Here is a 24260-nt window from a genome sequence, read left to right as displayed (position 1 = left end):
CACCGTTCTTGCACCATGCCGGCCCGAAAGGTTAGGCGGGAATTGGAGCATGCCACATGAGATCACACCAGGCATCATCATCCACTTGGGTGAGAGCACTCGGCTTTCATTTGGCACTCCTGTTGATGGGTCTCATCCCTCTCCATGCCCAGGAGCCAATGGAAATGGGGCCCTCCCCGACGAGAGAGATGTTCCCACTCTTCTCGCTCCCAATGGCCTACCAGCCGGTGGACCCCACCCCCGTAGGGCGGGGACACTGGCGGGTATCCATGGATCACATGCAAGCGAACACGTTTGAGTTCTCGGACATTCTGAAAGACCAAGCGCCGCGTGATGCTCAGGGACGGCTTGCGATCACCCGGGAGTTTGTGCTCGCCCATGCCGCGGAGTACGCTTCGATCCCCCTTGTCTTCTTCTTCGACGAGGAGACCGCCCGGACTTCCCTTCGAGTTCGTTACGGCCTTACGGATCAGACCGACGTCTGGGCGGAGCTTCCGTTCCAGAGCCAGGGGGGTGGGGTCCTGGATGGTGTCATCGAGGATTTTCATAAGGTTGGATTTGAGCAGTTCGGGCGAGATCTGGTGAAGCAAAACCAAGTGACGCTCATGGTGATGACCCATGGCCAACTGGTTTTTTATAGCGATCAACACATCCGTGGGAAGACGGAGGACCCTACGGTCGGGCTGGTTCATCGAGTTTCAGGAGGGCCAACCTGGACCTTGTCTATGTTTCTGTCCGTCAAGCCACCTTTGACCACGACCTATGATGTCTTCCGCTCCGGCTGGGATCAGTCCCTTGGGCTTACGGGGAGGTGGCAGCCCAGCCCGCGACATGTCTTCTATGGCGGGTTCGGGTTCATTCATCGGCCCGGTGGATCTGCCACCTACAACACTATGGCCTTCGGCAGCTTCCGTGATGCCTGGGGAGTTCACGGCACGTGGGAATGCCGACGATGGCAGAAGATCCGGCCCTTCCTACAGCTCTATCTTCAGAGCGGCTTCCTTCCGAAACAGCCCTATCAGAAGTTGGACCGACCCAGCCTTCAGCACGACCTGGGTTTCCATTGGCAGATGAAGAAGAATTTGGTTTTCACCTTTCGGTATCTCAACAACATCACCCACAACGAGAATACGGCTGACATGGGGTTTGGGGTAAGCCTCACAGCCTCCTTCTGACAGGGGGGTCACCGGTACTGAAGGGTCTTGTCATTCGGACGGAGCTCAATGACAAGGCGCGCCACCTGATCGAAGCCGGGCTCATCGCTCCGCTATAGCGAGGGCTGGGTGGGTGTGGGCATATCAAGGAGGATCCATAGAACCCTGGGGCGACGCCTGACATCGAAATTGAAAAGCACATCGATTGGGCTGCGGCTAGCCTTCGAAAGCAGCCCATTCGGGGTCTGGAACCACGTTGCAACAAGGTCCTCATCTGGGATTTTTTTTGTGGCCAGTTCCAAACATTTCCAGACGAGCCAAAGCTTGAAATCGATGTGGTATTGATCGCTAATGGGCCTTCCGTTCTTCACTTTGCTTACCCAATAGAAGTATGTCCGACGGGACAGGCCAAGGCTTCTGAATTGGCGTGAGGTACTGACTCCTAGGAAGCTGGTCGCCTCCAAGAACGCCTTAAAATTGGCAGTGAATATTCCTGCCTTGGCTTTCCGGAGTTCCTTCCTCGTCCACTCGCCGTCCAGTCTTTCGATCGTTAGGCGGTACGAGGACCAAAGCTTATCGGCCGTAGATTCACTTGTCTCCCTTGAGCCCAAGCCTGGAGTAACGGACCACTCCCTGTGATGTGCGATCACGGAGGGAAGGGGACCGAAGGTTTCCCTCTTGTCCTCCAGGTGGCCCACTAAGAACGTATCCCCAAATATAAGCCTGGCCACTTCCTCGCTGGTCGAGGAGCCAGCCCGCTGAATGTCGTCGAGTGTCCGGAAAGCAGGGGCGGCCATGGGCTGTGGTCCATATAGGAGGGGCTGGAGTCATTGCAGATCGAAGTGAATGTGACTTTCGTTGTTGTCATAAAAAAAACGAAAATAGACCAAAACGCTGTTGTGAGAACCCTCGCCATGGGGATGAGAGCTTGGCCACGAGGCCAAGAATTTCGCCATTCCCAGTGAGAAAGGGCACTTTGCGTGTCTTTTTCGCTTTTATTTCCGCTTGTGGCATCTCGGCGCCTTTCTAGACTTTGAAGTGGTTCTCAGTGGAGAAAAGTGGTCTGAAGTGGATCAAAGTGGTCTCTTCCTTCCCCCTGGTATCTCCTGAGGCCGCAGTTGAAAGGCGATGCCGGTGCTGCGACTCCGCGGTAATTCACCGGCCACGGTGGACGAGAAGGGACGACTGAAGCTCCCCTCATCCTTCAAGGCCGAGCTCGAATCCTTCGCCCAGGGCGAGGGGGCCGAAGCTCTGCGTGAAGGTCCCGGCGCCCTGCGGCACTACCTGACCTCCCTGGACGGTCGCTCCGCCCGCCTCTACCCCCTGCCGGTCTGGGAGGCCATCGAGGCCCGGCTGGCAGCCCTGCCGTCCACCAGTCCCGCCAAGCGCAAGTTCCTGGAGACCACGGCCTACTTCGGCAGCGAGGTGGAGCCGGACGCCCAGGGCCGCTTCGTCATTCCCCCCATCCTGCGGGAGGCCGCCCAGCTCACCGGCGAGGTGGCCGTACTCGGACAGATGGACCACCTGGCCCTGTGGAACAAGGCCGGCTTTGAGCGCCGCCTGGCGGCCGAACCCCTGGGTGCGGAGGACCTGGCCCAGCTCGCGGACCTGGGGATCTGATGATGACGATCCCCGTTCATGTCCCCGTCCTCCTCCAGGAGGTGCTGGACAACCTGGTGCTGCCGCCGGCGGCCCGGATCCTGGACCTCACCCTGGGCCTGGGCGGTCACGCCGAGGCCCTGCTGGCCCGCTGCGACAAGGGCGCCCGCTACCTGGGCGTGGACCGCGACCCCGAGGCCCGCTACCAGGCTCGGCGCCGCCTGGGCGACGATGCCCGCCTCGAGATTCTGGCCTGCGCCTATGAGGACCTCTGGGACGATGCCCGTTTCCTGGCCTGGAAGGCGGAATCCGCCCCCGGCGGCTTCGACGCCATCCTCGCGGATCTGGGCGTTTCCACCCTCCAGCTCCGCAGCCCGGAGCGCGGCTTCAGCTTCCGGGACGAAGGCCCCCTCGACATGCGCATGGACACCACCTCCGGCCCCACTGCCGTGGAGTGGATCGCGGAACAGACCGACGAAAGCCTGGCCGACGCGATCTACCAGTACGGCGAAGAGCGCGCCAGCCGGCCCATCGCCCGCGCCATCCTCCGGGCGCACCGCGAAGGCCGGCTGGCCACCACCAAGGACCTGGCCGAAGCCGTCTACACGGTCATTCCCCGCGAGCCGGCCAAGCGCAAGGGCCACAGCGACCCCGCCACCCGCACCTTCCAGGCCATCCGCATCGCCGTGAACGGGGAGCTGGACCGGCTGGCCGCCGCCCTGGAAGCCGCCGCCGGACACCTGCGCCCCGGTGGGCGCCTGGCCGTCATCAGCTTCCACAGCCTGGAGGACCGCATCGTCAAGCAGACGCTGCGACGCCTCGCGGGCATCTACGACGGCCCCGGCCGCACCGCCCCGACCGTCCTCCCCAAGACACTCAAGCTCATCCATCCCGGTGGTCTCGCGCCCAGCGAGGCCGAGGCCGCCGCGAATCCCCCCTCCCGCTCCGCCCGCCTGCGCGTGGCCGAGCGACTCCCCTGATCGAGGTCAACCATGGCTGCCGGAATCCTGCCCAGCCCCACCGCTCCCGTCCGGACGGTCGAGAGCGAAGGCATCCTGCGCATGCTGCTCCTGGTGCTGGCGCTGGCCATGCCCCTGGGCGTCCTGGCGTACCTGAAGATCCAGAGCACCCGACTGGGCTACGCCATGGGCGACCTGAAGGAGCGGATCCGCAAGGAGGAGGAGCTCCAGCGCAAGCTCCTGCTGGAGCGCAGCCGCTACCAGCGGGATGAGGCAGTCCAGAGCTATGCCGAGAAGGCCGGGCTCCAGCCCCGCAAGCAGAGCCACCTGGTCCGCCGTGGCTTCACCCCGGAGGATCAGCGCCTGGCCAAGCTCCGCCCGGTGTCGTCCGATGGATTGTAGTCTGTAGGCAGGGGGCCGCCGCCCTCGCCACCGTTCCATCCCGCCCCGGCCTTCCCGTGTCCATCCGCTTCGCCACCGAGCCCCGCGTGTCCCGCCGCCTCCTGGGTCGGCAGGATCCCCAGGATCTGCTGAACCAGCGCCTGCCCTGGATCATGGGCGGCATGGCCTTCTGGGCCCTGCTCATCCTGCTGCGCCTGCTCTGGCTGCAGGGCATCGAGCACCGGAAATACCAGGCCAGGGCCGATCAGCAGCACACCACCATCGTGCCGATCCCCCCCATCCGGGGCGAGTTGCGGGACCGGCGTGGCGAGCCGCTCGCCATCTCCATCAAGGTGGAGAGCCTTTTCGTCGATCCCCGCGTGTTCTACCCGGACTACAAGCCGGGAAGGGGGGAGGAGCGGCAGTGGGGCGAGCCCGACCGCAAAGCGGCCGCCGCCGTGGCGGCGAAGCTGGCCCCCATCCTGGAGCAGACGCGGGCGCAGGTAATGGAGAAGCTCCTGCGGAAGAAGACCTTCGTCTACCTGGAGCGGCACCTGCCGCCCGTCAAGTCGGCCGCCGTGAGGGCCCTGAACCTGGACGGCATCGAGTTCCAGCCCGAGAGCCAGCGCTTCTACCCCCGGGGCAGCCTGGCGGCCCAGATCATCGGCTTCACCAACATCGACGGCCTGGGTCAGCTGGGCATCGAACAGACCTACGACAAGCAGCTGGCGGGCGTGAAGGGCGAGCTCATCGCTCCCAAGGACGCCCACGGCAAGCTGCTCATCCTCCAGGAGAACTACAGCAAGATCCCCGTGAACGGGGCCTCGCTCCAGCTCAGCCTGGACGCCTCCATCCAGCACATCGTGGAAGACACGCTCGAAGAGGGTGTGCGCCTCTCGCGACCGCGCACGGCCTATGCGGTGGTGGTGGATCCCCGCACCGGGGAGATCCTCGCCATGGCCGGTACGCCCACCTTCGATCCGAACCACATCCTGCCCAAGAAGTTCCGCAATCGCGCCGAATCGGAGCTTTCCTCCGCGGAACGCGACGAGCTCAACCGCGAGCTGGAACGCCAGAAGGCGGCCCGCAAGGTGCATCCGGTGGAGGATGTCTACGAGCCCGGTTCCACCATGAAGATCTTCACCGCCGCCATGGCCCTGGAGGAGCGCAAGATCCACCTGGGCGAGCGCATCGACTGCATGTCGGGACGCTGGCAGTACAGCGCGAAAGTCCCGCCCATCACGGACACCCACCGCCACGGCCTCCTCACCTTCGAGGAAGTGCTCTGGCAGAGCTCCAACATCGGCGCCGCGAAGATCGGCATCCGCCTCGACCCGGCGGTGCACTACCAGTACCTGCGGAAGTTCGGCTTCGGCGACGCGACGGGGCTCAACTTCCCCGGCGAGAGTTCCGGCCGCCTCATCGCGCCGGACCGCTGGAGCGTGCCCACCCAGTACACGATGTCGTACGGCTACGGCCTCAGCACGACCCCCCTGCAGATCCTCATGGCCGGCTGCGCCCTGGCCAACGGCGGCAAGCTCATGCAGCCGATCCTCGTGCAGCGCATCTACAACGACAAGGGCCTGCTGCTGAAGGAGTTCAAGCCCACCGTGCGCGGCCAGGTCATCAGCGAAGAGACCGCGAACCTCATGAAGGAGACCCTGAAGGGCGTCATCACCCAGGGGACCGGAAAGAAGGCGAAGCTCGACAACGGCGTGGAGGCCTTCGGCAAGACGGGCACGAGCCGGAAGCTCATCGACGGCCAGTACGACCCCAAGCGCCACTTCGCGTCCTTCATGGGCTTCTTTCCAGCGGACAAGCCACAGTTCGGCGTCCTGGTGATGCTGGACGATCCCGCCGGCGACACCACCGGCGGCGACGTGGCGGCGCCCCTGTTCAAGCGCATCGGCGACGGCATCCTGCGGTTCCGGCAGACCTCTCCGGACCCCGACCGGGAGGCGGATTTGAAGCTGTCCCTGCGTGACTGGCCCGTGAGTGAAACGGATGAGGCCGCCCTGCACGTGGAACGGGGCCGGGTCCCCGACCTCCAGGGCCTCAGCCTCAAGGCCGCCATCCATCGTGTCGTGCTGGTAGGCGGGAATCCGAAGGTGGACGCGGCGCCCGGCACCACCGCCACGCACGTGGTGGGGCAGAGCCCTGCGCCGGGAACCCCGCTGGAACCGGGCACGGCGGTGAAGATCAAGGCGGGGATGCCATGAAGCTGGATGTGCTCATCGATGGCCTGGCCGTGCGCCGCTCCGGGCCGGAAGTCGAGGTGGCGGATCTCACCAGCGACAGCCGCGAAGTCCGCCCTGGCTGGGGCTTCCTGGCCCTCCAGGGCGAGAAGGCCGATGGCGCCGCATTCGTGCCGCAGGCCCTGGCTCAGGGCGCCAGCGCGATCTTTTCTGCTTCCGGCGTGCCTACGCCGGAAGGCGTTGCCGACTGCACCTTCACCGGCGATCCCCGCCTCCAGATGGCCGACCTGGCCCGCCGTCTCCATGGCGCGCCGGATGAGCGCCTGGCGCTGATCGGCGTCACGGGCACCAACGGCAAGACGACCACCACCACGCTCATCCGCCAGCTTCTGCGGGGAGCCGGCCTCGGTTGCGGCCTGGTGGGCACAGTGCTGAACGCGGCCGGGGATGTGGAGGAGGAGGCGGTCCGCACCACCCCGGAAAGCCCGGCCTTCTACCGCTGGCTGCGCCGCAGTGTGGAGGCCGGCGACGCGGCCTCCGCGGTGGAGGTGAGCAGCCATGCCCTCTGTCTCGGACGTGTCCACGGCGCGCGGTTCATGGTCGGCGTCTTCACCAACCTCACCCAGGACCACCTGGACTACCACGGCACCATGGAGGCCTATTTCGAGGCCAAACGCCGGCTGGTGGCTCAGTGCGACCGCTTTCTCGTGAATGCCGACGATCCCTGGGGCCGTACCCTGCTGGAACGGGAGGGCCATGCCAGCTATGCGGTGGATCGCGCCGCCCGCTACCAGGCCCGGGATCTGGATCTGGGACCCACGGGAACCCGGTTCACCCTGGCCACCGAGCGGCGGAGCTGGGAGGTCAGGAGCCCGCTCCTGGGCCGGTTCAACGTGTACAACCTGCTGGCGGCCCTGGCGGCCTGCGCCGAGGCGGGCTTCGACCTGGACCGGCTGGTGCCCGCCGTCCCCATGGTCCAGGGCGCGCCCGGGCGGCTGGAGCGTGTGGACTGCGGCCAGCCCTTCGGCGTGATGGTGGACTACGCCCACACGCCGGACGCATTGGAGAAGCTGCTGGCGGAGGGCCGCCGCCTGCTGCCGCCGGGCGGTCGCCTGCACGTGCTCTTCGGTTGCGGGGGCGATCGCGACCGCGCCAAACGCCCGCTCATGGCCGCCGCGGTGGCCGCGGGGGCGGATGTGCTCTGGCACACCAGCGACAACCCGCGCGGCGAGGATCCCGAACGCATCCTGGACGACGCGGCTCCGGGCATCCCGGAGGCCCTGCGCACCGATGGCGTCCGCTACCACCGCAACGCGGACCGGCAGGAATCCGTGCGGCAGGCCCTGGCGGACTGCCGCCCCGGTGATCTGCTGCTGCTGGCGGGAAAGGGCCACGAGCCCTACCAGGAGATCCGGGGCGTGAAACACCCCTACAGCGACCGCCTGGCCGTCGAAGCTGCGCTGCGGAGGAACCGATGACGCGGATCCTTCCCGTCGCGGGTCCCGCGGATCCGGCCATTGAGGAAGCCGCCGCCCTGCTGCGCGCGGGGCGCCTGGTAGCCTTCCCCACGGAGACCGTGTACGGCCTGGGGGCCGACGGACTGGACCCTGAGGCCGTGGCCCGGATCTACGCCGCCAAGGGGCGCCCGGCCACGAATCCCGTGATCCTCCACGTGGCGGACGCGGCCTCCGCCCAGGCGCTTGTCTCCCGCTGGCCCCCCGAGGCACAGAAGCTGGTGGAGCGGTTCTGGCCCGGGCCGCTGACCCTGGTCCTGCCCGCTTCAGGCACCGTGCCTTCCATCGTCCGTGCCGGCGGTCCCTCAGTGGCCCTGCGCTGCCCGGCCCATCCGGTGGCTTTGGCCCTGATCCGCGCCACCGGGCGCCCCCTGGCCGCGCCCAGCGCCAACCGAAGCCAGCACCTGTCGCCCACGCTGGCCCAGCACGTGGCCTCCAGCCTGGGCGAGGCGGTGGACCTCATCCTTGACGGGGGGCCGACGGAGGCGGGCCTGGAATCGACGATCCTCGACCTGTCCAGCGACCGGCCCTGCGTGCTTCGCCCCGGCCCCATCCCGCCGGCCGACCTCGAGGCTCTGGTTGGCCCCGTGGACCTCTGGGCAGGGGCGGTCCGGGCAGGCGACCGCCAGGCGGCTCCCGGCATGGCCGAGCGCCACTACGCCCCCCGGGCCCGGCTGCAGCTGGTGGCGCCAGGCTCCGGCCTGCACGGGACCTTGAGTGAAATCTTGCCCGGGACATCGGGTTTCGTGGCGTACGTGGCCCTCGGAACCCTCCCCCCGCTTCCCCCGGGGGTCCGGGGCATCCTCCTGCCCCTGGATGCGGACACGGTCGGGGCGAGGCTCTACGCCCTCCTCCACGAACTGGATGACGCAGGCTGCGAGCGTATCTTCATGGAGCGCCCGCCGGAAGATGAGGCCTGGCTGGCGGTTCGCGACCGTCTGCGGCGGGCTTCGGCGAAGGAGCAGCCATGAGCCCATCTGCGACCCCCTCTACGAGTCTCTGGTCCCTGTTCCAGGCCGCTTCCCAGGTGGGCGGCGAGATCCTGGGCGACGGCGCCGTGGTGCCGTCCTCGCTCTCGCTGGATACGCGAACTTTGGAACCCGGCGCCTGCTTCGTGGCCCTGCGGGCCGAGCGGGATGGGCACGAGTTCGCTCCCCAGGCGGTGGAGAGGGGGGCCGCCTGCCTGCTGGTGGACCATCCAGTGGACAGCGGGTGTCCACAGCTCGTGGTGCCGGATACCCTGGCCGCGCTCCAGCGCTGGGGCCAGGCCCGGCTGGCCGCGGTGCGCCCCAAGGCGGTGTTCGGCGTCACCGGAAGCGTCGGCAAGACCAGCACCAAGGAACTGCTGGCGGCGGCCGTGGGCGGCTGGAAGACCCCCGGGAACCGCAACAACACCCTCGGCCTGCCCGAGGCCCTGGCCACCCTGCCTGAAGGACTCGGCGCGGCGGTGCTGGAAATGGGCATGAGCACGCCCGGGGAGATCCGGCGCCTCACCGAGATCGCTCCTCTGGACTTCGGCCTCATCACCCTGGTGGGCACCGCTCACGCCGAGAATTTCGCCAAGGGTCAGCAAGGCATCGCCGAGGCCAAGGGTGAGCTGGTGGCCGGCCTGGCACAAGGCGGTGCATGGGCCCACCTGGCTTCGGACCCCTGGTGCCGCTGGATCGCGGAGCAGCCTTGGGCCCGTCATGCCGAGGCCCTGCCGGTGGGTGAAGGGCATCCTTACGGCTGGGAGGGCGTCGAGTCCCTGGGGGCAGCAGGAGAGGCGTTCCTCCTGCGCACACCCAAGGGCAGGTTCCCGGTTCGGATCCAGCTCCCCGGAGAGCATCAGGTGCGCAACGCCGCCCTGGCCGCCTCCCTGGCCATCCATGCGGGCCATGATCCGGAACGGGTGGCAGCGGGCCTGGGAGCGGTCGCGCCTGAACCGGGCCGGGGCAGGCTCCACGAGATGCCTGCTGGCGGCTGCCTGCTGGACGAAAGCTACAACGCCAGCTCCGACTCCATTCTGGCCTGCGCCCATGCCCTGCTGGACCTGCCAGGCGGAGAAGCGGTGGCGATTCTCGGTTCCATGAGGGAACTGGGAACTCATTCCGCGCGGATCCATCGCGAGACCGGCGCCGCCCTCAAGGCCCTGGGGCTGTCCCGACTCTGGGCCTACGGGGACTTCGCCGAGGATTACGCGGAGGGCTTCGGTCTCCGCGCCGTGTCGTTCCCTGATTTCGAATCGTTGCGCGACGCCGCCGCCGGCCTGTCCGCCATCCCGCCGGGAGCCCGTATCCTGGTGAAGGGCAGCCGGTTCTGGCGCGCGGAACGCGCTGTCGAGTGGCTTCTCACCCACTGATCCAGCCCTCAGTCCTCAACCCTCAGTCCTCAGCCCCCAAGTCTTCAGAACTCTGGACCCCCCATGCTTCCTTGGCTCCTCTACCCCTTCCGCGACGTGATCCCCGGGTTCTCCGTCTTCCGCTACGTGACCTTCCGGACGGCCATGGCCGCGGCCACGGCGATGATCCTCAGCCTGGTGCTGGGGCCCTGGGTGATCCGGACGTTGACGGCCCTCAAGATGGGCCAGCACATCCGTGGCGAGGGGCCCGAGCACCACCAGAAGAAGGCGGGGACACCGACCATGGGCGGCATCCTCATCCTGCTGGTGATCACCGTGTCCACGCTGCTCTGGTGCGACCTCAAGAGCGGCGCCATCTGGGTGGCGCTGATGGCGCTGCTGGGCTTCGGCACGGTGGGTGCCTTCGATGACGCCCAGAAGCTGCTCAAGAAGCAGAACCTCGGCCTCACAAGCTGGCAGAAGATGGCTCTGCTCACGGGTATCTCCCTGCTGGTGGCTTGGCTGATCCTGCACTTCGGCCTGCGCGGCGCGGCCACGAGCCAGCTCTCGGTGCCCTTCTTCAAGAACTTCCGCCCCAACGTGGGCGTCTTGCTCATCCCGTGGATCTGGCTGGTGATGGTGGGCACGAGCAACGCCGTGAACCTCACGGACGGCCTCGATGGCCTGGCCATCGGCGGCACGCTCATCGTGTCGCTCACCTACGCGATCCTGGCCTATGTGGTGGGCCACGCGAAGATCGCGGCCTACCTGGTGGTGCCCCACGTCCCCGGCGGCGCCGAACTCTCCGTCTTCATGGGCGCCATGGCCGGAGCCTGTCTGGGCTTCCTCTGGTTCAACGCTCACCCGGCCGAGGTCTTCATGGGCGACACGGGTTCCCTGGGCCTGGGCGGGGCGCTGGGCACCGTGGCCGTGGTCATCAAGCAGGAAGTGCTGCTGGTCATCGCCGGCGGCCTCTTCGTGCTGGAAGCCGTGAGCGTCATCCTCCAGGTGGGCAGCTTCAAGCTGCGCGGCGGCAAGCGCATCTTCCGCATGGCGCCCTTCCACCACCATCTCGAGCTGGGTGGTCTCCAGGAGACGAAAGTGGTGATCCGCCTCTGGATCACCGCCATCGTCTGCTCGATCCTCGCCCTCAGTTCTCTGAAGCTGCGATAGGCTTCGGCCGCTGAGGCCACGGCTGGCCCAGGATGAAACCCTGGCCCCAGGGCACGTCCGCGTCCATGACAGCCTCGAGTTCCTCCATCGTTTCGATGCCTTCGGCGATGAAGCCGATGCACATGTGCCGGGCGAAGTGCGAGAGCGCGTTGAGGAGGGCGGCCTGGTAGGGCCTGCGGTGAACCTGCTCCACGAGGCTCCGGTCGGCCTTGATGTAGTCCGGTGCCAGCCGCGCCATCTGCGTGAGGCTCGCCACGCCGGCCCCGAGATCATCCACGGCCACCCGCAGCCCGACGTCGCGCAGCCGCTTGGCGTAGGTCTGGAGTGCCTCGAGGTCGTGCATACCCTGGGATTCGGTGAATTCCATCACCACGCATTCCACGGGAAAGGACAGGGCTTCCAGCCAGCGCGGCAGGCGCGCCCAGAATCCCGGGGCTTCCAGGCTCACGGGCTCGAGGTTCACGAAGTGGAGGTGGCTGCCGGTTCCGCGCTGCGCCAGGGCCGCGAACGTGGCGTCGAGGAACCGCAGATCCAGGGTCAGCCGATCCTCCGGCGGGAGGGTGGGGTTCTGCAGGATCGGGCCAATCGGATGGGTGATGCCTGCCTTGTCGAGGTGGCGGGCCAGGTACTCCTGGGCCACCATGCGATTGTCCTGCAGCCGGTACATGGGCTGGACGTGAGGGACGATCGTGCCCTCTCCACTCAACAGACTTTCCAGGATGCCCTTGGGCATGGCCGCTCCGCACTCGTTCAAGGGTCCTGCGTCCAGTGTAGCGCTCTATGTGTCCGCATGCAGGAAGGTCCGTCGCGGGTTACGCTGGAATCGGAGGGCGACATGCGCACCGTGGTCATGGGAGCGGGACGTTCGGGCTTGGCGGCGGCTCGTTTCCTCGCGTCGCAAGGGCGGCCCGTGGTGCTGACGGACAGCCGGCCCGGGCCCGATCCCGCCTTGGAGCTTGAGCTTGCCCGAGCGGGCATCCCCGGAGTGTGGGGCAGCCACCCTGAATCGCTCCTGGAGCATTGCGGTGAACTTGTCATCAGCCCCGGCATTCCTCCCAGCGCGCCCTTTGTCGCAGCTGCCATTTCCAGGGGAATCCCTGTCATCGGCGAAGTGGAGTTGGCCCACCGCGCCCTCCGGGACCGGCACGACGGGAACCGCGTGCTGGCCGTGACTGGCACCAACGGCAAGAGCACCACCACGGATCTGGTGGCCCACTTGCTCAAGGCGGCAGACCTGCCTGCGGTGGCCTGCGGCAACCTGGGCACTCCCGTCATCGAGGCCGTGACCGCGGGCGTCCGAGGGGCGGTCTACGTGGTGGAGCTGAGCAGCTATCAACTCGAGACAGTGGCGGCCTTCCATGCCGAGGGCGCGGCATTCCTGAACCTGACGCCGGACCATCTGGCTCGCCACGGCAGTCTCGAGGCCTACCGCCGGGCCAAATTGCGGATCTTCGAGCGGCAGACCGCCGATGATCTCCGGGTTGTCCCCGTGGCTCACCCCGAGTGGTGGCAGGATGCGCCGGGCGGCGGGCGGACCGCGCGCTTTGGCTGGACCGAGTGCGAGGCCTGGTGCGATGCCGGAGGCCACCTGCACCTGCATGGCGAGGTGCTCCTCCACCGCCATGACCTGCGCATTCCCGGCGACCACAACGTGGAGAACGCCCTGGCGGCGGCCCTCCTGGCACGCTACGGCGGCGCGGATGTCGAGGCCATCCGCCAAGGGCTGCGGACCTATCCGGGGCTGGCCCATCGCATCGCCTTCTGCGGCGAGAAGGCCGGCGTGCGCGCCTACAACGATTCCAAGGGCACGAATGTCGATGCCACTGTCACGGCCATCCGGGCCCTGCCGGGCCCGCTGGTGCTGCTGCTGGGGGGCACGGACAAGGGCGCCAGCTACGAGCCGCTGCGCCAGGCCCTGGATGGCAAGCTGCGGCGCCTGGTGTTCCTGGGTGACGCGATCCCACAGCTCACCCGCGACCTGGGCGATCTGCCCCATGACGTGGTGCCGGTCTTCGACGAAGCTGTGCGGACAGCCCTGGCCCTCGCGCGGCCCGGCGACCAGGTGCTCCTCAGCCCGGCCTGCGCCAGCTTCGATCAGTTCGACAACTTCGAGCAGCGCGGGGAGCGCTTCGAGAGCCTGGTGAAGGCCTGGCTCCAGTAGAATCGGTTATGCACGATGCCGTCCGAGCCGCCGCCGATCTCCGCGCCATGCTGGGCGCCGATGCCGTCCTGACGGAAGCCAACGACCTGGCCCGCTATGAGGACGGCTGGCGCTACGGGAAGGGCAGGGCCCTGCTGGCGGTGCGCCCCGGGACCACGGAGCAGGTGTCCGAAGTCATGGCCTACTGCCACGAACGTGGCATCCGGGTAATGCCCCAGGGCGCCAACACGGGCCTGGTGGGCGCCTCGAACCCGGATGCCAGCGGCGAGATGCTCGTGCTCAGCCTGGAGCGTCTGAACAAGCGCCTGGAGATCGACCCCGTCAACCGCACCGCGGTGGTGGACGGTGGGGTGCTCCTCAGCACCCTGAACGCAGCTCTGGCGGAGCACGGCCTCATGTTCCCCATCGACCTGGGGGCGGATCCCAGCATCGGCGGGATGATTGCCACCAACACCGGCGGGACCCGGCTCCTGAAGTACGGCGACGTGCGCCACAATCTCCAGGGCCTCGAGGCGGTGCTGGCGGACGGCACGGTGGTGGAGGTCATGAACCACCTCCGGAAGAACAACACGGGTTTGGACTTCAAGCAGCTTTTCGTGGGCACCAGCGGTGTGTACGGCGTGATTACTGGGGCGGTGCTCCAGGTGGTGCCCGTGCCCCGGCAGCACGCCACGGCCCTGGTGGGCTGCGCCTCCGGCGAGGCGGTGCTGGCTCTCCTGCAGGCGCTGGAGCGGGAGATGGCCGATGTGTTCACGGCCTACGAGGTCATCAGCGCCAACGCCCTGGGCCCCGTGTTCAAGCACCACGAGGACATCCGCAACCCCTACGGCGCCGCCAGGCCCCCTGCGTACACCGCCCTGGTGGAGCTGTCCTCCACGCTTCCGGAAGCGGCGCTGAACCTGGCCGAGGTGCTGGAAGAACGTCTCGGAGCGTTCCTGGAAGGCGAGCGCGGCGAGGGCATCACGGACGTCTTCATGGGCAAGCCCGAGGACTTCTGGGCCATCCGCCACCACATCAGCGAGAGCCTGCGGAACGAGGGCAAGGTGCTGGCCTTCGACATCAGCGTGCCCCGGAGCCGCATGGCCGCCTTCACGGACGCCGCGGTGGCGTTGCTGGCCCAGGATTATCCCTTTGTCCGCTGCTGCGACTTCGGCCACTGGGGCGACGGCGGGACCCACCTCAACCTCGTGTGGAACGAGGCGGAGGCCCCGAAGCCCACGGCCCAGATCGTCGAGGAACTTCAGTCACGGATCTACGACCTGGCGGTTCGAGGCTTCGATGGTTCCTACAGCGCCGAGCATGGGGTCGGCCCGCACAACCAGCGCTTCTACGACGCCTACACCCCGGAGCCCGTGAAGGCCGCGAACCAGGCCCTCAAGCGGCACCTGGACCTCAAGGGCCTCCTGGGCACCACCAGGCTGGGCTGAACCAGGTCCGTCCAGCGATGGCCGCCGGCCGCCTCCGAGGGTAGATTCGAAGGACCCCCGGAGGCTCCATGCGCTCATCCATTCTCGCCCTGTCCCTGGCGGCGCCCCTGCTGGCCCAGGCGCCCGCGCCCAAGGCGGACCTCTTCGAGCCCGTGCGGTTCCTTGTTGGGGATTGGGTGGGGGAATCGGACGGGAAGCCCGGCTCCCCCAGCGGTGCGGCCTCCTTCCGCTTCGAGCTGGAGGGGAGGGCCCTGGTGCGGCGCAGCCACGCGGACTACCCCGCAGCCAATGGCCGCCCGGCCGTTCACCACGAGGACCAGATGACGGTCTTCGTGGAGGGTGGTCAGCTCAAGGCCTTCTACGTCGACAACGAGGGCCACGTCATCCGCTACGTGGCCGCCGCCATTCCCCAGGGCGCGACCTTCACCAGCGAACCGGCCCCGGGTCCGCGCTTCCGCCTGACCTACCTCCGCGGGGCCGCCGACACCGTCGCCGTTCGCTTCGAGATCGCCCCGCCCAACGCTCCCGAGGCCTTCAAGCCCTACGTGGAGGGCGTCACCCGCAGGGTGAAGTGACCCCCAATCCACTCCGTCCACTGGGGGAGATAGCAAGAAGAAGCCCGGCTTTGCCGGGCTTCTTCGCGGGGATCCGGGGGTGTGCGCGCAGCGCGGAACCCCCGGAGGATATCAAGCCTTGTGGTGGGGCTTCTGCTCCCAGAATCGCGGCGGCGCGTAGCAGATGGCCATGAAGATCAGCTGGCTCAGGCCGAAGCCCATGAGGGCGTAGAAGGCCTGGTCCATGAAGCCGTAGGAGTGCAGGCCGACGCCCAGCATGTTCACGCCGAACCAGGAGCAGGCGGTGATGACATTGCCGAAGATGGCCATCACCATGGTGCCGCGTTCGCGGACATAGCCGGCCCAGCGGGCGTGGAGGATGATGGCGTTCCACAGCACGATCAGCAGGGCGCCGTTCTCCTTGGGGTCCCAGCCCCAGAAGCGGCCCCAGGACTGGTCGGCCCAGATGCCGCCCAGCACGGTGCCCACGAAGCTGAAGAAGAGCGCGAAGCAGATGATGCCGTAGGCCATGTCCACCAGCGCCTTGTCCGTCTCCACGTCCACCTTGCTGACGATGTGCTTCCGGATGGCGTAGGCGATGGCGATGGCGCCGGCCAGGAACGTGCCGGAGTAGCCGATGGTGATGGTCACCACGTGGGTGGCCAGCCAGAAGTTGGAGTCCAGCACGGCCCGCATCATCTCCATGGTGTCGCCCTCGGTGCCCAGGTTCTGGGCGACGATCAGGGAGGCGAATCCGGCCACGGCGGCCACGGCGGTGCCGAAGCCCTTGCGGTACATCCGCTCCACGATGAGGCCCAGGATCACGGCGCCCCAGCCCACAAAGATGGCCGAGGAGTAGAGGTTCGTCACCGGCGGGCGGCCCTGGAGGATGATGCGCGCCGCCAGGCCCAGGGTGTGGACGATGGCGCCCGCGAAGAGCAGCGAGTAGGCGGTGGGACGCAGCAGCTCCGGCTTCCAGATCCAGGAGATGCACAGGACGATGAACGCCACGAAGTAGATCGACAGGCCCACGAAGAAGGGCTGGGCCCGGTTGAAGACGATCTCGTTGCTCGCGTGGCTGAGGGCCCCGGGCTTGAGGGTGGAGACCACCCCGTTCAGGTCGGTCAGGGCCTGGTTGAAGCTGGCCGGGTCGTTGGCGACGTAGGCGGCGTTGAGCCGCGCGAGGGGGACCAGGGCCGGATGGGCGCCCTGGCCGGCGGCCATGGCGCGGAGGCCCTCGCCCACGTTCTTCCAGGCATCGGGGCTGCCGCCGGGGAGGGGCGGCAGGATGCGGAACTGGGACAGCTGCATCAGGTCCTGGTGGCGGGCGGAAGCCTCGGCATCGCTGATGGACTGGAGCTCCCAGCCGAGACCGGGCGAGCCGGCCAGCTGGAGGGTGTTCCGCAGCTTGTAGTAGAGATAGACGCGATCGAACAGGTTGACGATGGCGCTCTGGAAGCGAGTCCGCTTCTGGGGTGCGATGGGCTGCGCCGTCTGGGCCTGCTTCTGGATCTCCTCCAGATGGGAGGACAGGTCGACGAAGCTGAAGTAGTTCCGGTTCTTCGTCTGCTTCGCGCCGATGAGGCCGATGACGTCGGGATCATCGATGACGAAGATGGGCTGCTGGTCCGCCACCTGGGGGCGGAACAGCACGTCCAGGATCCACTCGTCGGGTCCGATCGTGCGGCCCTCATAGCGGAAGCCCTGGCGGCTGTGGATGACCAGCAGGGAGTTGCGGGCCACGGAATCCAGCGGCTTGACGCGCCCGCCTTCGAGGATGGGGATGTTGCCGAAGCCGGCGACGTCGAAGCCGCGCACCTTCCCGCCGGGGAGGGCGAAGGCCAGGGCGATCAGGAGGGCGAGGGCCCCGGCGGCCCAGGAGAGGTATTTCTGCACGAAGGTCATGTCAGCCCTCCTTTTTGTCCTGGCGCCGCTTCAGGGAGCGCCGCAGGACGATGGCGAAGTGCACGAGCAGGCCCAGGGAGACCAGCACGCAGGACACATAGGGGAGAAGCCAGCCGGGATTTTCGACCACGGAAAGGACGGACAGGGTGTCGTTCTTGCCAAAGCTCGCCTGGTAGAAGGTCTTGCCCTCGTACCGCAGCGGCTGGTTCATGTAGATGAGCACCTCGCGGGATTCCTTCTGGGAGGGGTTCACCACCTGGACCAGGCTCGAGAAGTTCTTGGGGATGTCGGTGCCGGGGTAGACGTCGTGCCGGAACTGCTTCAGCGTGAAGGCATAGGGCAGATACTGGCGGCGGAGGCGCATGGTGAGGAGGTAGGTGTGCCCTTCGTGGGTGAAGGACTGGGGCGCTCCGAGCGCCATGGAAGCCAGCCAGACGCCGTAGCTGCGGCCACCGGCCACGGGCTCCACGAACACGGACCCCGTGTTCAGCTCGTTGTCGTTGGTGACCGTGGGGCGCTCCACGACGGAGATGCCGGGGCCGATGCCTGCGGTCGCCAGGGATGGCGGCGCGCCCGGAGGCAGGTTGGACAGCTCCGAATTGGGGTAGTAGCGCTTCACGTTGAGGGTGAGGGGCGTATCGGGGATGGCGATGGACCCGCCCTTGGCCAGCAGGGTGTCGGGCACCGAGTAGACCTCGTCCCAGGTGGGGTCGGTGATGTCGATGACGGCCAGCTCCATGTTCTTGTAGCTCTGGACGTAGTTGACGGTCTGGCCCACCTCGATGGACATGTTGGTGTCCACCTGCATCATGCCGGCCACGAACTCGCCGGCGAACAGAATCACCAGGCCCGCGTGGACCAGCCACATGCCGGCCTTGGTCCAGCTGCGCTGGATGTCGAGCGTCTTGGCGATGAGGTTGAGGGTGAGGAGGAGGCCCACAAGCCCGCCTCCCGGGAACACGGGCAGGGGGAAGGGGAGGAAGCTGACCTGCCGCTTCACGAAGAAGCTGCGCATGTAGGCGTTCACGGCACCCTGGGTGCCCATCTCCACCTGAGCCAGGGTGCAGAGCACCACGAGCGCCATCAGGCAGGCGAGCAGGACGATGGTGAGTTGGAAGGACTTGAAGAACTTCCAGATGCGGGAGGCGAGTGTCTTAATCAAGGCGGAGGCTCTCCAGGATGCGCATGAAATCAGGCTTGGCCTTGGCCACGGGGCCGGCGTCCCCCGTCAGCTTCAGGAACCAGGTGTTGCCGTCGGGGGTGGAGATCAGGCCGGCCACCATGCGGCTCTTGGTCTGGCCTTCGCTGGTGAAGTCGTAGACGTTGAGCGCGCCGGCCTTGGTCTTCACCACCTTCCGCGCGGCAGCCAGGGCCGCCTCGTCGATGGGGCCCAGCCCGATCTGCCCGCGCCAGCGGTTCACGTTGGCCAGCTCGCCACCGGCAGCCCCGGGCAGCACCACCACCGTGGCTTCGTTCTTGCCCGCCACCGGTGACTTGAAGGTGGCGAAGCGCATTCCCTCGCCGGGAACTTCGCTCCAGCCCTGGGGCAGGGACCACTTGAGGGAACCCTGGCCCGAAGGCCTCGGAGGCGCGGGCATTCCCCCATCAGCGGGCGGCATTCCCATGGGTGGTCCGGAGGGGGCTTCCTGGCCCGTGCCGTCCAGCCGCGCGGCGGCAGACTCCTTGGGCACTCGGTAGTGATTCACCTGGTCCCGGTTGCACCCGAGGGCGGCCAGGGTCAGGAGCCCGGCGCCGGCCAGCAGTGAAGCCTTCGAGATGAAGGACGTGGGTCGGTGGGGAGGCGTCAATGTTTTCAACAAAGGGTTCCTCTGGGACATTTCAGAATACCGGACCTTCCAGTGTGAAGACAGGCAAGGATGGGGGCGGGCTTACAGGTCGAGCCGCAGGACGGCTTCGTCGATGAGTCGGGCCAATTGGTGGTCCTTTTCCGTGATGCCTCCTGCGTCGTGGGTGGTCAGGGTGATTTGCACACGGCCCCAACCAAAGAGGATATCTGGGTGATGATTCATTGCCTCGGCAGGTTCCACGACGCTGGTCACAATCCGGAAAGCGGTCATGAAATCCGGGGTCCGGAACTCCCGTACCAGGCATCCGTCCTGTTCGATCCAACTCATGACCGCGCCTCCTGGGCCAAGGTGGCCTCCAGCTCCGTCAATTCCGCCTGCAGCAACCATTCCTCCGGATAGGCCCGAGCCCGGTCCAGCAAGGCCCTGAGTCGTCCGCCATCTCCGGCCTCTCGCAGAGCCCGGGCTTCCTGGTAGAGGTCGGCCAGGTCAGGGGAAAGAGAGGACGCCTTGCGGGTCCGGGCCTGGGCTTCGGCTTCGCCTTCCGCGAAGGTCCCCTGGGCGCCGTACCAGCGGTCCCAGGCGCTCGGGTCCGCCGGGCCGCCCGCCACGGAGGGCAGGCTGGAACTGAGGAAGAGCAGGGCCCAGCTGGGCAGGTCCAGGGGGCGGCCGTCCTGGTGGCCCCGCAGGTTGATGACCTCGTGCTCGCCCACCCGGAAGCCCGTGAGGAAGAGTCCCGAGGGCAGGTCCAGGCTGAAGGGGCCGCGGGGGGGCAGGGCTCCGCGCCCGAAGGCCACCAGGGCGGTACCGGGCCAGGGCGAACCCTCGGCCGTGCCCTTCCGGGAGATCATCACGGGACCCTCCACCCGCGCCAGGGCCGTGGACAGGCCCGGGGCCAGCTCGGCGCGGGCGGGGATGCGGGCCACCACCTTGCCCGTAAGCTCCAGGCCGCCTTCCAGGCCCAAGTGGTTCACCGTGCGAGCCCGGAGGGCCTCCTCCAGGCCGTGGTCGCCGCCGCGTCGCCAGCCGAGGGTGGCCTCGAAGGCCTCCAGCACCTCGAAGAGGTGGTCGAAGTCCCGGGCCACGAAGAGCTGGGGCTGCATGCGGGTGATGTCGTATTCGGTGTCCGCGCAGGCGAGGCTGAGGGGCACCTTGGCCACCGCGGAGGTGAGGCAGTGGGCGGCCTCGCCCAGGCTGCTGAGGAGGCCGGCACCATAGAGCTTGGGATCCGCCAGGTCGCCCACCAGGCCGTACTCGGCGGTCCACCAGTAGAGGCGGCTGGCCTTGGTGCTCTCGCTCACGTAGCGGCGGCTGGCGGTGGCGGCCCGCAGGCGCTCCTCGGCCAGATGGACCTCGGCCTCCGTGGCCTCGGGGTCCTCCTTCACCACGCTGAGGTTGCGGATGGCCTCGTAGACGGCCTGGTCCTCCACGGAGGCGATGGCCCGGAAGCCCGCCTCGCCGCAGCGCTTGAGGTAGTCCGCGTAGCGCCGGTCCGCCAGGATGGGCGCGTGGCCGGCGCTCTCGTGGACGATGTCCGGGGCCGGGGTGTATTCGATGTGCTCGTGGCTGCGGATGTCCGCGGCGATGGCCAGGACGCCCAAGGACTGCAGCTCCGTGAACACAGCCGGGGGGATGAAGCCCCGCACGCCCACGGCGGACCAGCCCAGGCCCTCGAGCTTGAGGTTCATCTCGTCCAGGCTGGGGATGCGCTCCAGGCCGATGCCCGTGGCCGCAAGGCCCGAAAGGTAGCTGGCGTGAGCCGTGTCCTTCAGGCGGTCCGCCAGCCGGTGCAGGATGTGCCGCCAGACCGCGTGGTCCCGCGGGGTGTAGGCGTCATAGTCCTGGGCCGCCACGTAGCGCCGCAGGTGGGCTGGGAGCCGGTCGATGGCGCGCTGGGTGGGGCTGGGAGACGTGGAAGTGGGGGCCATCATTGAATTCTAATCCGAATTCAATGGCCCGTCCCGGTCCAGGGGTACCCTGGGGCCATGGCCTTCGATCCCTGGGACCCCTACCGCGATCTGCGCTTTGCCGGAACCCGGGAGCACCCGGTGCATGGTCCCTGCTTCATCGCGGAGGGCCGGATCCTCGTGGAGGATCTGCTGTCGGCGGGCCGGGCGGGGCGCCTGCAGGTCGTGTCCGTGGCGGCGACCACCACCGCCGCCGAGGCCGCACGGGTCCTGCTCCCGGAGGGGACGGAGCTGCTGGTGGCCGAGCCGGAAGCCCTGTCGGAACTGGCGGGCTTCTCCTTCCATCGCGGCCTCATGGCCCTGGCGAAGATGCCGCCGCCTCCACCTGTCTCGACGCTGCTCTCAGCCCGGCGCCTGCTGGTGCTCCCGAGGCTCTACGACGGCGAGAACCTGGGCCTGCTGCTGCGCAGCGCGGCCGCCCTGGGACTGGACGGCGTGCTGGCGGGGCCGGGGCCGGGCCTCTGGAGCCGCCGCACGGTGCGGGTCTCCATGGGCGCTGTCTGGCGCATCCCCGTCTGGCGGGTGGAGAATCCCTGGAGCCTCCTGTCGGATTGGAGGCTTGCGGAAGCGGGCTCGGAGGTCGTGGCGGCAGCGCTCACGCCTGTGGCGGAAGACGCCCGTCGCTGGCAGCCCACCAGGCGTTGCGCCCTGGTGATGGGGCCGGAGGACACGGGCCTGGATGCGGACCAGTTGGCCCGCTGCGACCGCGCCGTGGCCATCCCCATGGCCTCGGGCATGGACAGCCTCAACGTGGCCGCAGCCGGAGCCATCCTCATGTTCCGGATGGTGGGGGGAAGCTAGGGCTCGCGGCTGCTGGCGATGTCCACCAGACGCATCAGCTCAGCCACGACCTCATGGCAGGCGGTGTCCTGCTCGTAGAGGACCGACACCTTCTTCCGCGCGGCGGCCACGTCGCCGCAGGCCTTGCCCCGGGCGATGAGTTCTTTGCATCGCTCGGGCATGGGGCCCCAGTTCCCGCACTCCACAAAGCGGTCGCTGAGGAAGATGAACTTGGGGATGGCCTCGCCCCCGTTGGTGAGGAAGCGGGCGAACACGTCCGGGTGCTGCATTCGGCTGATGTAGCGGACCTCCAGCTTCGGACCTGCCTCGGCCAGGCGCTGGAGCACGGGCGCGTGGCGCACCACGTCGCCGCACCAGTCCTCGGCGATGGCTATCACATGCACAGGTCGGGGCAGGGCGGCCAGGACGCCCACCGTCGGTGGGTCCAGGGCCAGGGCACGATGCTGGGTCTCGATCTTGGTTCGCTGCTCGGGGGATTCCGCTGCGGCCAGCCACTCGGCGTAGGTAAGGCCGGAATCGAAAACCGCCTGCCAGTCCACGGTCGGCAGGATGGCGGGACGGGGCATGAAACCTCCAGCGAACCTCTGATGCTGCCATGCCCGAGCCCGTGACCTGACGTACCTTGGGAGTGGCGCGGATCGCAGCCCGCGGGAAAGGGGGCGCCATGAGAGCCATGTGGAATGCCACCAAGCCACCCCTCGAATGGATGGATCCCATGGTGAGGGTGCCGAAGTACGAGCTCCATGCCGGCGACGAGGTGCTGGCGCGCCTGTCTCTGGAGCCGCTCTGCCGGACCTTCGCCACCGTGGAGACGGCGGAGGGGCATTGGACCTTCAAGCAGACGGGCATCCTGGCCACGCTCGTCCACATCCGGGAGGCCGGGACCGATCAGGATCTGGCCATCTTCCATCCGGGCTTCCTGGGGCGGGGACTGCTCCGGTTCTGCGACGGCGAGACTTTCCAGTGGCGGCGGGCCCACCACGACGGAGGCTGGTCGTTCCGGGACAAGGACGGTCGCGTGGTGCTCACACTCCGGTTGGAGCCCTCACCGCCCGGTGAGCCCTGGCCCCGGCGGACCCGGGCTGAAGTCGACATCACGGCGGAAGGCCGCCCCAACCCGCGGACACCCCTGCTGATGGCCGTCGGCTGGTTCCTGATGCTGCTCCATCCGCTCTAGTCGCTGGGCATCGCGGACCTCATGGTCCGGAGGCCACGCACCGTGAAGTGCCTTCTTCACCTCGAGGCTCCGTGGTCTAGAGTGGAGGTCCGGTCTTTTCAGGAGTTCTCATGGCCACCGCCAAAGCCTACGCCGCTGCCTCTGTCACGTCTGCCCTCGCGCCCTTCCAGATCGAGCGCCGGGCCGTAGGGCCGCACGATGTCCAGATCGAGATCGCCTATTGCGGCATCTGCCACTCCGACCTGCACCAGGTGCGCGACGAATGGGGCGGGTCCAAGTACCCGATGGTCCCCGGACATGAGATCGTCGGGAAGATCACGGCCGTGGGCGCCCATGTGAAGGCCTTCAAGGTCGGCGACCTGGCGGGCGTGGGCTGCATGGTGGATAGCTGCCGCACTTGCCCCAGCTGCCAGCGGAAGCTCGAGCAGTTCTGCGAGAAGGGCGTGGCCTGGAGCTACAACAGCACCGAGATGGACCGCGTGACGCCCACCTACGGCGGCTACTCGTCCAGCATCGTGGTGGACGAAGCCTTCACGCTGAAGGTCTCGCCCAAGCTGGACCTGGCCGCCACGGCGCCGCTGCTCTGCGCCGGCATCACAACCTACTCGCCCCTTCGCCACTGGAACACCAAGAAGGGCGACAAGGTGGGCGTGGTGGGCCTGGGCGGGCTGGGCCACATGGCCGTGAAGATCGCCGCCGCCATGGGCGCCGAGGTCACCATGCTCAGCACGTCGAAGTCGAAGGAGGCCGACGCCCGCAAGCTCGGCGCGCACCACTTCGGCCTCACCTCGGACGACGCCACCTTCAAGCGGCTGGCGGGCCAGTTCGACCTCATCATCGACACCATCTCCGCCCCCCACGACTACAACAAGTACCTGGGCCTGCTCCGGGTCGAGGGCGCCATGGTGCTGTTGGGCGTACCCCCGGAACCCACGCCCGTGGCAGCCCACGCCCTCATTGGCGGCAGGAAGATCCTCACGGGTTCGCTCATCGGTGGCATCCAGGAGACCCAGGAGATGCTCGACTTCTGCGCGGAGCACGGCATCGTCTCCGAGATCGAGCTCATCCCCGTCCAGAAGGTGAACGAGGCCTACGAACGGATGCTGAAGAACGACGTGCGCTACCGCTTCGTGTTGGACATGAAGACATTGTGATTGAATCTGCGTAA

The 24260-nt window shown here is 67.5% G+C and carries 23 protein-coding genes; 15 read left to right on the top strand and 8 right to left on the bottom strand.

All coding sequences use genetic code 11. The annotated features are described in order from the left end of the window. Nucleotides 1-269: 269 nt before the first annotated feature. Nucleotides 270-1175, top strand: a complete 906-nt coding sequence (locus MLG87_RS03925) for a DUF3187 family protein (RefSeq protein ID WP_243293901.1) — start codon at nucleotides 270-272, stop codon at nucleotides 1173-1175. 92 nt (nucleotides 1176-1267) lie between these two features. On the opposite strand, the gene MLG87_RS03920 is transcribed toward MLG87_RS03925, so the two are convergent. Next, nucleotides 1268-1951 carry a hypothetical protein gene (locus tag MLG87_RS03920; protein ID WP_243293900.1) on the bottom strand — a complete coding sequence of 228 codons (684 nt, stop codon included), beginning with the start codon at nucleotides 1949-1951 and terminating at the stop codon, nucleotides 1268-1270. Between the two features lie 337 nt (nucleotides 1952-2288). Here MLG87_RS03920 and MLG87_RS03915 point away from each other — a divergent pair, with 337 nt between their 5' ends. The 8 genes from MLG87_RS03915 to mraY all read left to right on the top strand — a co-directional run bounded on the left by MLG87_RS03915 (nucleotide 2289) and on the right by mraY (nucleotide 11295). Further along, the gene (locus MLG87_RS03915; protein WP_243293899.1) at nucleotides 2289-2774 is read left to right on the top strand and encodes a division/cell wall cluster transcriptional repressor MraZ; all 486 of its coding nucleotides are present in this window, start codon (nucleotides 2289-2291) and stop codon (nucleotides 2772-2774) included. A gap of 2 nt (nucleotides 2775-2776) precedes the next feature. Further along, nucleotides 2777-3733: a 16S rRNA (cytosine(1402)-N(4))-methyltransferase RsmH gene (gene rsmH / locus MLG87_RS03910; RefSeq protein ID WP_243293898.1), complete on the top strand. Its 957-nt coding sequence runs from the start codon at nucleotides 2777-2779 to the stop codon at nucleotides 3731-3733. Nucleotides 3734-3745: 12 nt separating this feature from the next. Next, nucleotides 3746-4114: a hypothetical protein gene (locus MLG87_RS03905; RefSeq protein WP_243293897.1), complete on the top strand. Its 369-nt coding sequence runs from the start codon at nucleotides 3746-3748 to the stop codon at nucleotides 4112-4114. Nucleotides 4115-4170: 56 nt separating this feature from the next. Further along, nucleotides 4171-6312 carry a penicillin-binding transpeptidase domain-containing protein gene (locus tag MLG87_RS03900; RefSeq protein ID WP_243293896.1) on the top strand — a complete coding sequence of 714 codons (2142 nt, stop codon included), beginning with the start codon at nucleotides 4171-4173 and terminating at the stop codon, nucleotides 6310-6312. After that, complete coding sequence (locus MLG87_RS03895; RefSeq protein ID WP_243293895.1) at nucleotides 6309-7766, top strand: UDP-N-acetylmuramoyl-L-alanyl-D-glutamate--2,6-diaminopimelate ligase; 1458 nt, start codon at nucleotides 6309-6311, stop codon at nucleotides 7764-7766. The genes MLG87_RS03900 and MLG87_RS03895 overlap by 4 nt, the downstream gene beginning before the upstream one ends. Then, the gene (locus MLG87_RS03890) at nucleotides 7763-8773 is read left to right on the top strand and encodes an L-threonylcarbamoyladenylate synthase (protein ID WP_243293894.1); all 1011 of its coding nucleotides are present in this window, start codon (nucleotides 7763-7765) and stop codon (nucleotides 8771-8773) included. The genes MLG87_RS03895 and MLG87_RS03890 overlap by 4 nt, the downstream gene beginning before the upstream one ends. After that, nucleotides 8770-10143, top strand: a complete 1374-nt coding sequence (locus MLG87_RS03885) for a UDP-N-acetylmuramoyl-tripeptide--D-alanyl-D-alanine ligase (RefSeq protein ID WP_243293893.1) — start codon at nucleotides 8770-8772, stop codon at nucleotides 10141-10143. The genes MLG87_RS03890 and MLG87_RS03885 overlap by 4 nt, the downstream gene beginning before the upstream one ends. A gap of 63 nt (nucleotides 10144-10206) precedes the next feature. Further along, nucleotides 10207-11295 carry a phospho-N-acetylmuramoyl-pentapeptide-transferase gene (gene mraY / locus MLG87_RS03880; RefSeq protein ID WP_243293892.1) on the top strand — a complete coding sequence of 363 codons (1089 nt, stop codon included), beginning with the start codon at nucleotides 10207-10209 and terminating at the stop codon, nucleotides 11293-11295. Here the strand turns inward: mraY and MLG87_RS03875 are convergent. Next, nucleotides 11273-12028, bottom strand: a complete 756-nt coding sequence (locus MLG87_RS03875) for an EAL domain-containing protein (protein ID WP_243293891.1) — start codon at nucleotides 12026-12028, stop codon at nucleotides 11273-11275. The genes mraY and MLG87_RS03875 overlap by 23 nt on opposite strands. 57 nt (nucleotides 12029-12085) lie before the next feature. Between MLG87_RS03875 and murD the strand changes: the two genes are divergently transcribed. From murD to MLG87_RS03860, 3 genes are all read left to right on the top strand, one after another. Beyond that, nucleotides 12086-13456 carry a UDP-N-acetylmuramoyl-L-alanine--D-glutamate ligase gene (gene murD / locus MLG87_RS03870; protein WP_341848572.1) on the top strand — a complete coding sequence of 457 codons (1371 nt, stop codon included), beginning with the start codon at nucleotides 12086-12088 and terminating at the stop codon, nucleotides 13454-13456. Nucleotides 13457-13464: 8 nt separating this feature from the next. After that, entirely contained in the window at nucleotides 13465-14883 is a 1419-nt protein-coding gene (locus MLG87_RS03865; protein WP_243293890.1) for an FAD-binding oxidoreductase, read from the top strand. Nucleotides 14884-14951: 68 nt separating this feature from the next. After that, nucleotides 14952-15458 (top strand): hypothetical protein, encoded by a 507-nt coding sequence (locus MLG87_RS03860; RefSeq protein WP_243293889.1) that lies wholly within the window; start codon nucleotides 14952-14954, stop codon nucleotides 15456-15458. A gap of 111 nt (nucleotides 15459-15569) precedes the next feature. On the opposite strand, the gene MLG87_RS03855 is transcribed toward MLG87_RS03860, so the two are convergent. The 5 genes from MLG87_RS03855 to MLG87_RS03835 all read right to left on the bottom strand — a co-directional run bounded on the left by MLG87_RS03855 (nucleotide 15570) and on the right by MLG87_RS03835 (nucleotide 21075). Beyond that, on the bottom strand, nucleotides 15570-17342 hold the full coding sequence (locus tag MLG87_RS03855; RefSeq protein WP_243293888.1) for a cytochrome c biogenesis protein: 1773 nt from the start codon (nucleotides 17340-17342) through the stop codon (nucleotides 15570-15572). Nucleotide 17343: 1 nt separating this feature from the next. Next, a complete protein-coding gene (locus MLG87_RS03850) occupies nucleotides 17344-18504 on the bottom strand; it encodes a cytochrome c biogenesis ResB family protein (RefSeq protein ID WP_243293887.1) in 1161 nt (386 codons plus the stop codon). Continuing rightward, a complete protein-coding gene (locus tag MLG87_RS03845; RefSeq protein ID WP_243293886.1) occupies nucleotides 18497-19159 on the bottom strand; it encodes a hypothetical protein in 663 nt (220 codons plus the stop codon). Before MLG87_RS03845 ends, MLG87_RS03850 begins: the two co-directional genes overlap by 8 nt. 72 nt (nucleotides 19160-19231) lie before the next feature. Further along, nucleotides 19232-19477, bottom strand: coding sequence for a 4a-hydroxytetrahydrobiopterin dehydratase (locus MLG87_RS03840; protein ID WP_243293885.1), 246 nt, complete (start codon nucleotides 19475-19477; stop codon nucleotides 19232-19234). Beyond that, nucleotides 19474-21075 carry an aromatic amino acid hydroxylase gene (locus MLG87_RS03835; protein ID WP_243293884.1) on the bottom strand — a complete coding sequence of 534 codons (1602 nt, stop codon included), beginning with the start codon at nucleotides 21073-21075 and terminating at the stop codon, nucleotides 19474-19476. Before MLG87_RS03835 ends, MLG87_RS03840 begins: the two co-directional genes overlap by 4 nt. A gap of 57 nt (nucleotides 21076-21132) precedes the next feature. Here MLG87_RS03835 and MLG87_RS03830 point away from each other — a divergent pair, with 57 nt between their 5' ends. Continuing rightward, nucleotides 21133-21915: a TrmH family RNA methyltransferase gene (locus tag MLG87_RS03830; RefSeq protein WP_243293883.1), complete on the top strand. Its 783-nt coding sequence runs from the start codon at nucleotides 21133-21135 to the stop codon at nucleotides 21913-21915. Here the strand turns inward: MLG87_RS03830 and MLG87_RS03825 are convergent. Next, a complete protein-coding gene (locus MLG87_RS03825; protein ID WP_243293882.1) occupies nucleotides 21912-22481 on the bottom strand; it encodes a thioredoxin family protein in 570 nt (189 codons plus the stop codon). The genes MLG87_RS03830 and MLG87_RS03825 overlap by 4 nt on opposite strands. A 98-nt stretch (nucleotides 22482-22579) precedes the next feature. Between MLG87_RS03825 and MLG87_RS03820 the strand changes: the two genes are divergently transcribed. Both MLG87_RS03820 and MLG87_RS03815 read left to right on the top strand, forming a co-directional pair. Further along, entirely contained in the window at nucleotides 22580-23092 is a 513-nt protein-coding gene (locus MLG87_RS03820) for a hypothetical protein (protein WP_243293881.1), read from the top strand. A gap of 110 nt (nucleotides 23093-23202) precedes the next feature. Beyond that, the gene (locus tag MLG87_RS03815; RefSeq protein WP_243293880.1) at nucleotides 23203-24246 is read left to right on the top strand and encodes an NAD(P)-dependent alcohol dehydrogenase; all 1044 of its coding nucleotides are present in this window, start codon (nucleotides 23203-23205) and stop codon (nucleotides 24244-24246) included. Nucleotides 24247-24260 lie beyond the last annotated feature (14 nt).

Origin of the sequence: Geothrix mesophila, from assembly GCF_022808835.1 — a bacterium.
Lineage (GTDB): Bacteria > Acidobacteriota > Holophagae > Holophagales > Holophagaceae > Geothrix > Geothrix paludis.
The sequence above is the reverse complement of the archived record's forward strand: the minus strand, read 5'-3'. Positions and strand labels throughout refer to the sequence as shown.

Coding starts and splice junctions, on each gene's coding strand:
- MLG87_RS03905 (WP_243293897.1), top strand. CDS start 3,746: ATGGCTGCCGGAATCCTGCCCAGCCCCACCGCTCCCGTCCGGACGGTC.
- MLG87_RS03890 (WP_243293894.1), top strand. CDS start 7,763: ATGACGCGGATCCTTCCCGTCGCGGGTCCCGCGGATCCGGCCATTGAG.
- MLG87_RS03925 (WP_243293901.1), top strand. CDS start 270: ATGGATCACATGCAAGCGAACACGTTTGAGTTCTCGGACATTCTGAAA.
- MLG87_RS03895 (WP_243293895.1), top strand. CDS start 6,309: ATGAAGCTGGATGTGCTCATCGATGGCCTGGCCGTGCGCCGCTCCGGG.
- MLG87_RS03830 (WP_243293883.1), top strand. CDS start 21,133: ATGGCCTTCGATCCCTGGGACCCCTACCGCGATCTGCGCTTTGCCGGA.
- MLG87_RS03840 (WP_243293885.1), bottom strand. CDS start 19,477: ATGAGTTGGATCGAACAGGACGGATGCCTGGTACGGGAGTTCCGGACC.
- MLG87_RS03820 (WP_243293881.1), top strand. CDS start 22,580: ATGAGAGCCATGTGGAATGCCACCAAGCCACCCCTCGAATGGATGGAT.
- MLG87_RS03835 (WP_243293884.1), bottom strand. CDS start 21,075: ATGGCCCCCACTTCCACGTCTCCCAGCCCCACCCAGCGCGCCATCGAC.
- rsmH (WP_243293898.1), top strand. CDS start 2,777: ATGACGATCCCCGTTCATGTCCCCGTCCTCCTCCAGGAGGTGCTGGAC.
- MLG87_RS03815 (WP_243293880.1), top strand. CDS start 23,203: ATGGCCACCGCCAAAGCCTACGCCGCTGCCTCTGTCACGTCTGCCCTC.
- MLG87_RS03885 (WP_243293893.1), top strand. CDS start 8,770: ATGAGCCCATCTGCGACCCCCTCTACGAGTCTCTGGTCCCTGTTCCAG.
- MLG87_RS03855 (WP_243293888.1), bottom strand. CDS start 17,342: ATGACCTTCGTGCAGAAATACCTCTCCTGGGCCGCCGGGGCCCTCGCC.
- MLG87_RS03920 (WP_243293900.1), bottom strand. CDS start 1,951: ATGGCCGCCCCTGCTTTCCGGACACTCGACGACATTCAGCGGGCTGGC.
- MLG87_RS03860 (WP_243293889.1), top strand. CDS start 14,952: ATGCGCTCATCCATTCTCGCCCTGTCCCTGGCGGCGCCCCTGCTGGCC.
- mraY (WP_243293892.1), top strand. CDS start 10,207: ATGCTTCCTTGGCTCCTCTACCCCTTCCGCGACGTGATCCCCGGGTTC.
- MLG87_RS03875 (WP_243293891.1), bottom strand. CDS start 12,028: ATGCCCAAGGGCATCCTGGAAAGTCTGTTGAGTGGAGAGGGCACGATC.
- murD (WP_341848572.1), top strand. CDS start 12,086: ATGCAGGAAGGTCCGTCGCGGGTTACGCTGGAATCGGAGGGCGACATG.
- MLG87_RS03865 (WP_243293890.1), top strand. CDS start 13,465: ATGCACGATGCCGTCCGAGCCGCCGCCGATCTCCGCGCCATGCTGGGC.
- MLG87_RS03825 (WP_243293882.1), bottom strand. CDS start 22,481: ATGCCCCGTCCCGCCATCCTGCCGACCGTGGACTGGCAGGCGGTTTTC.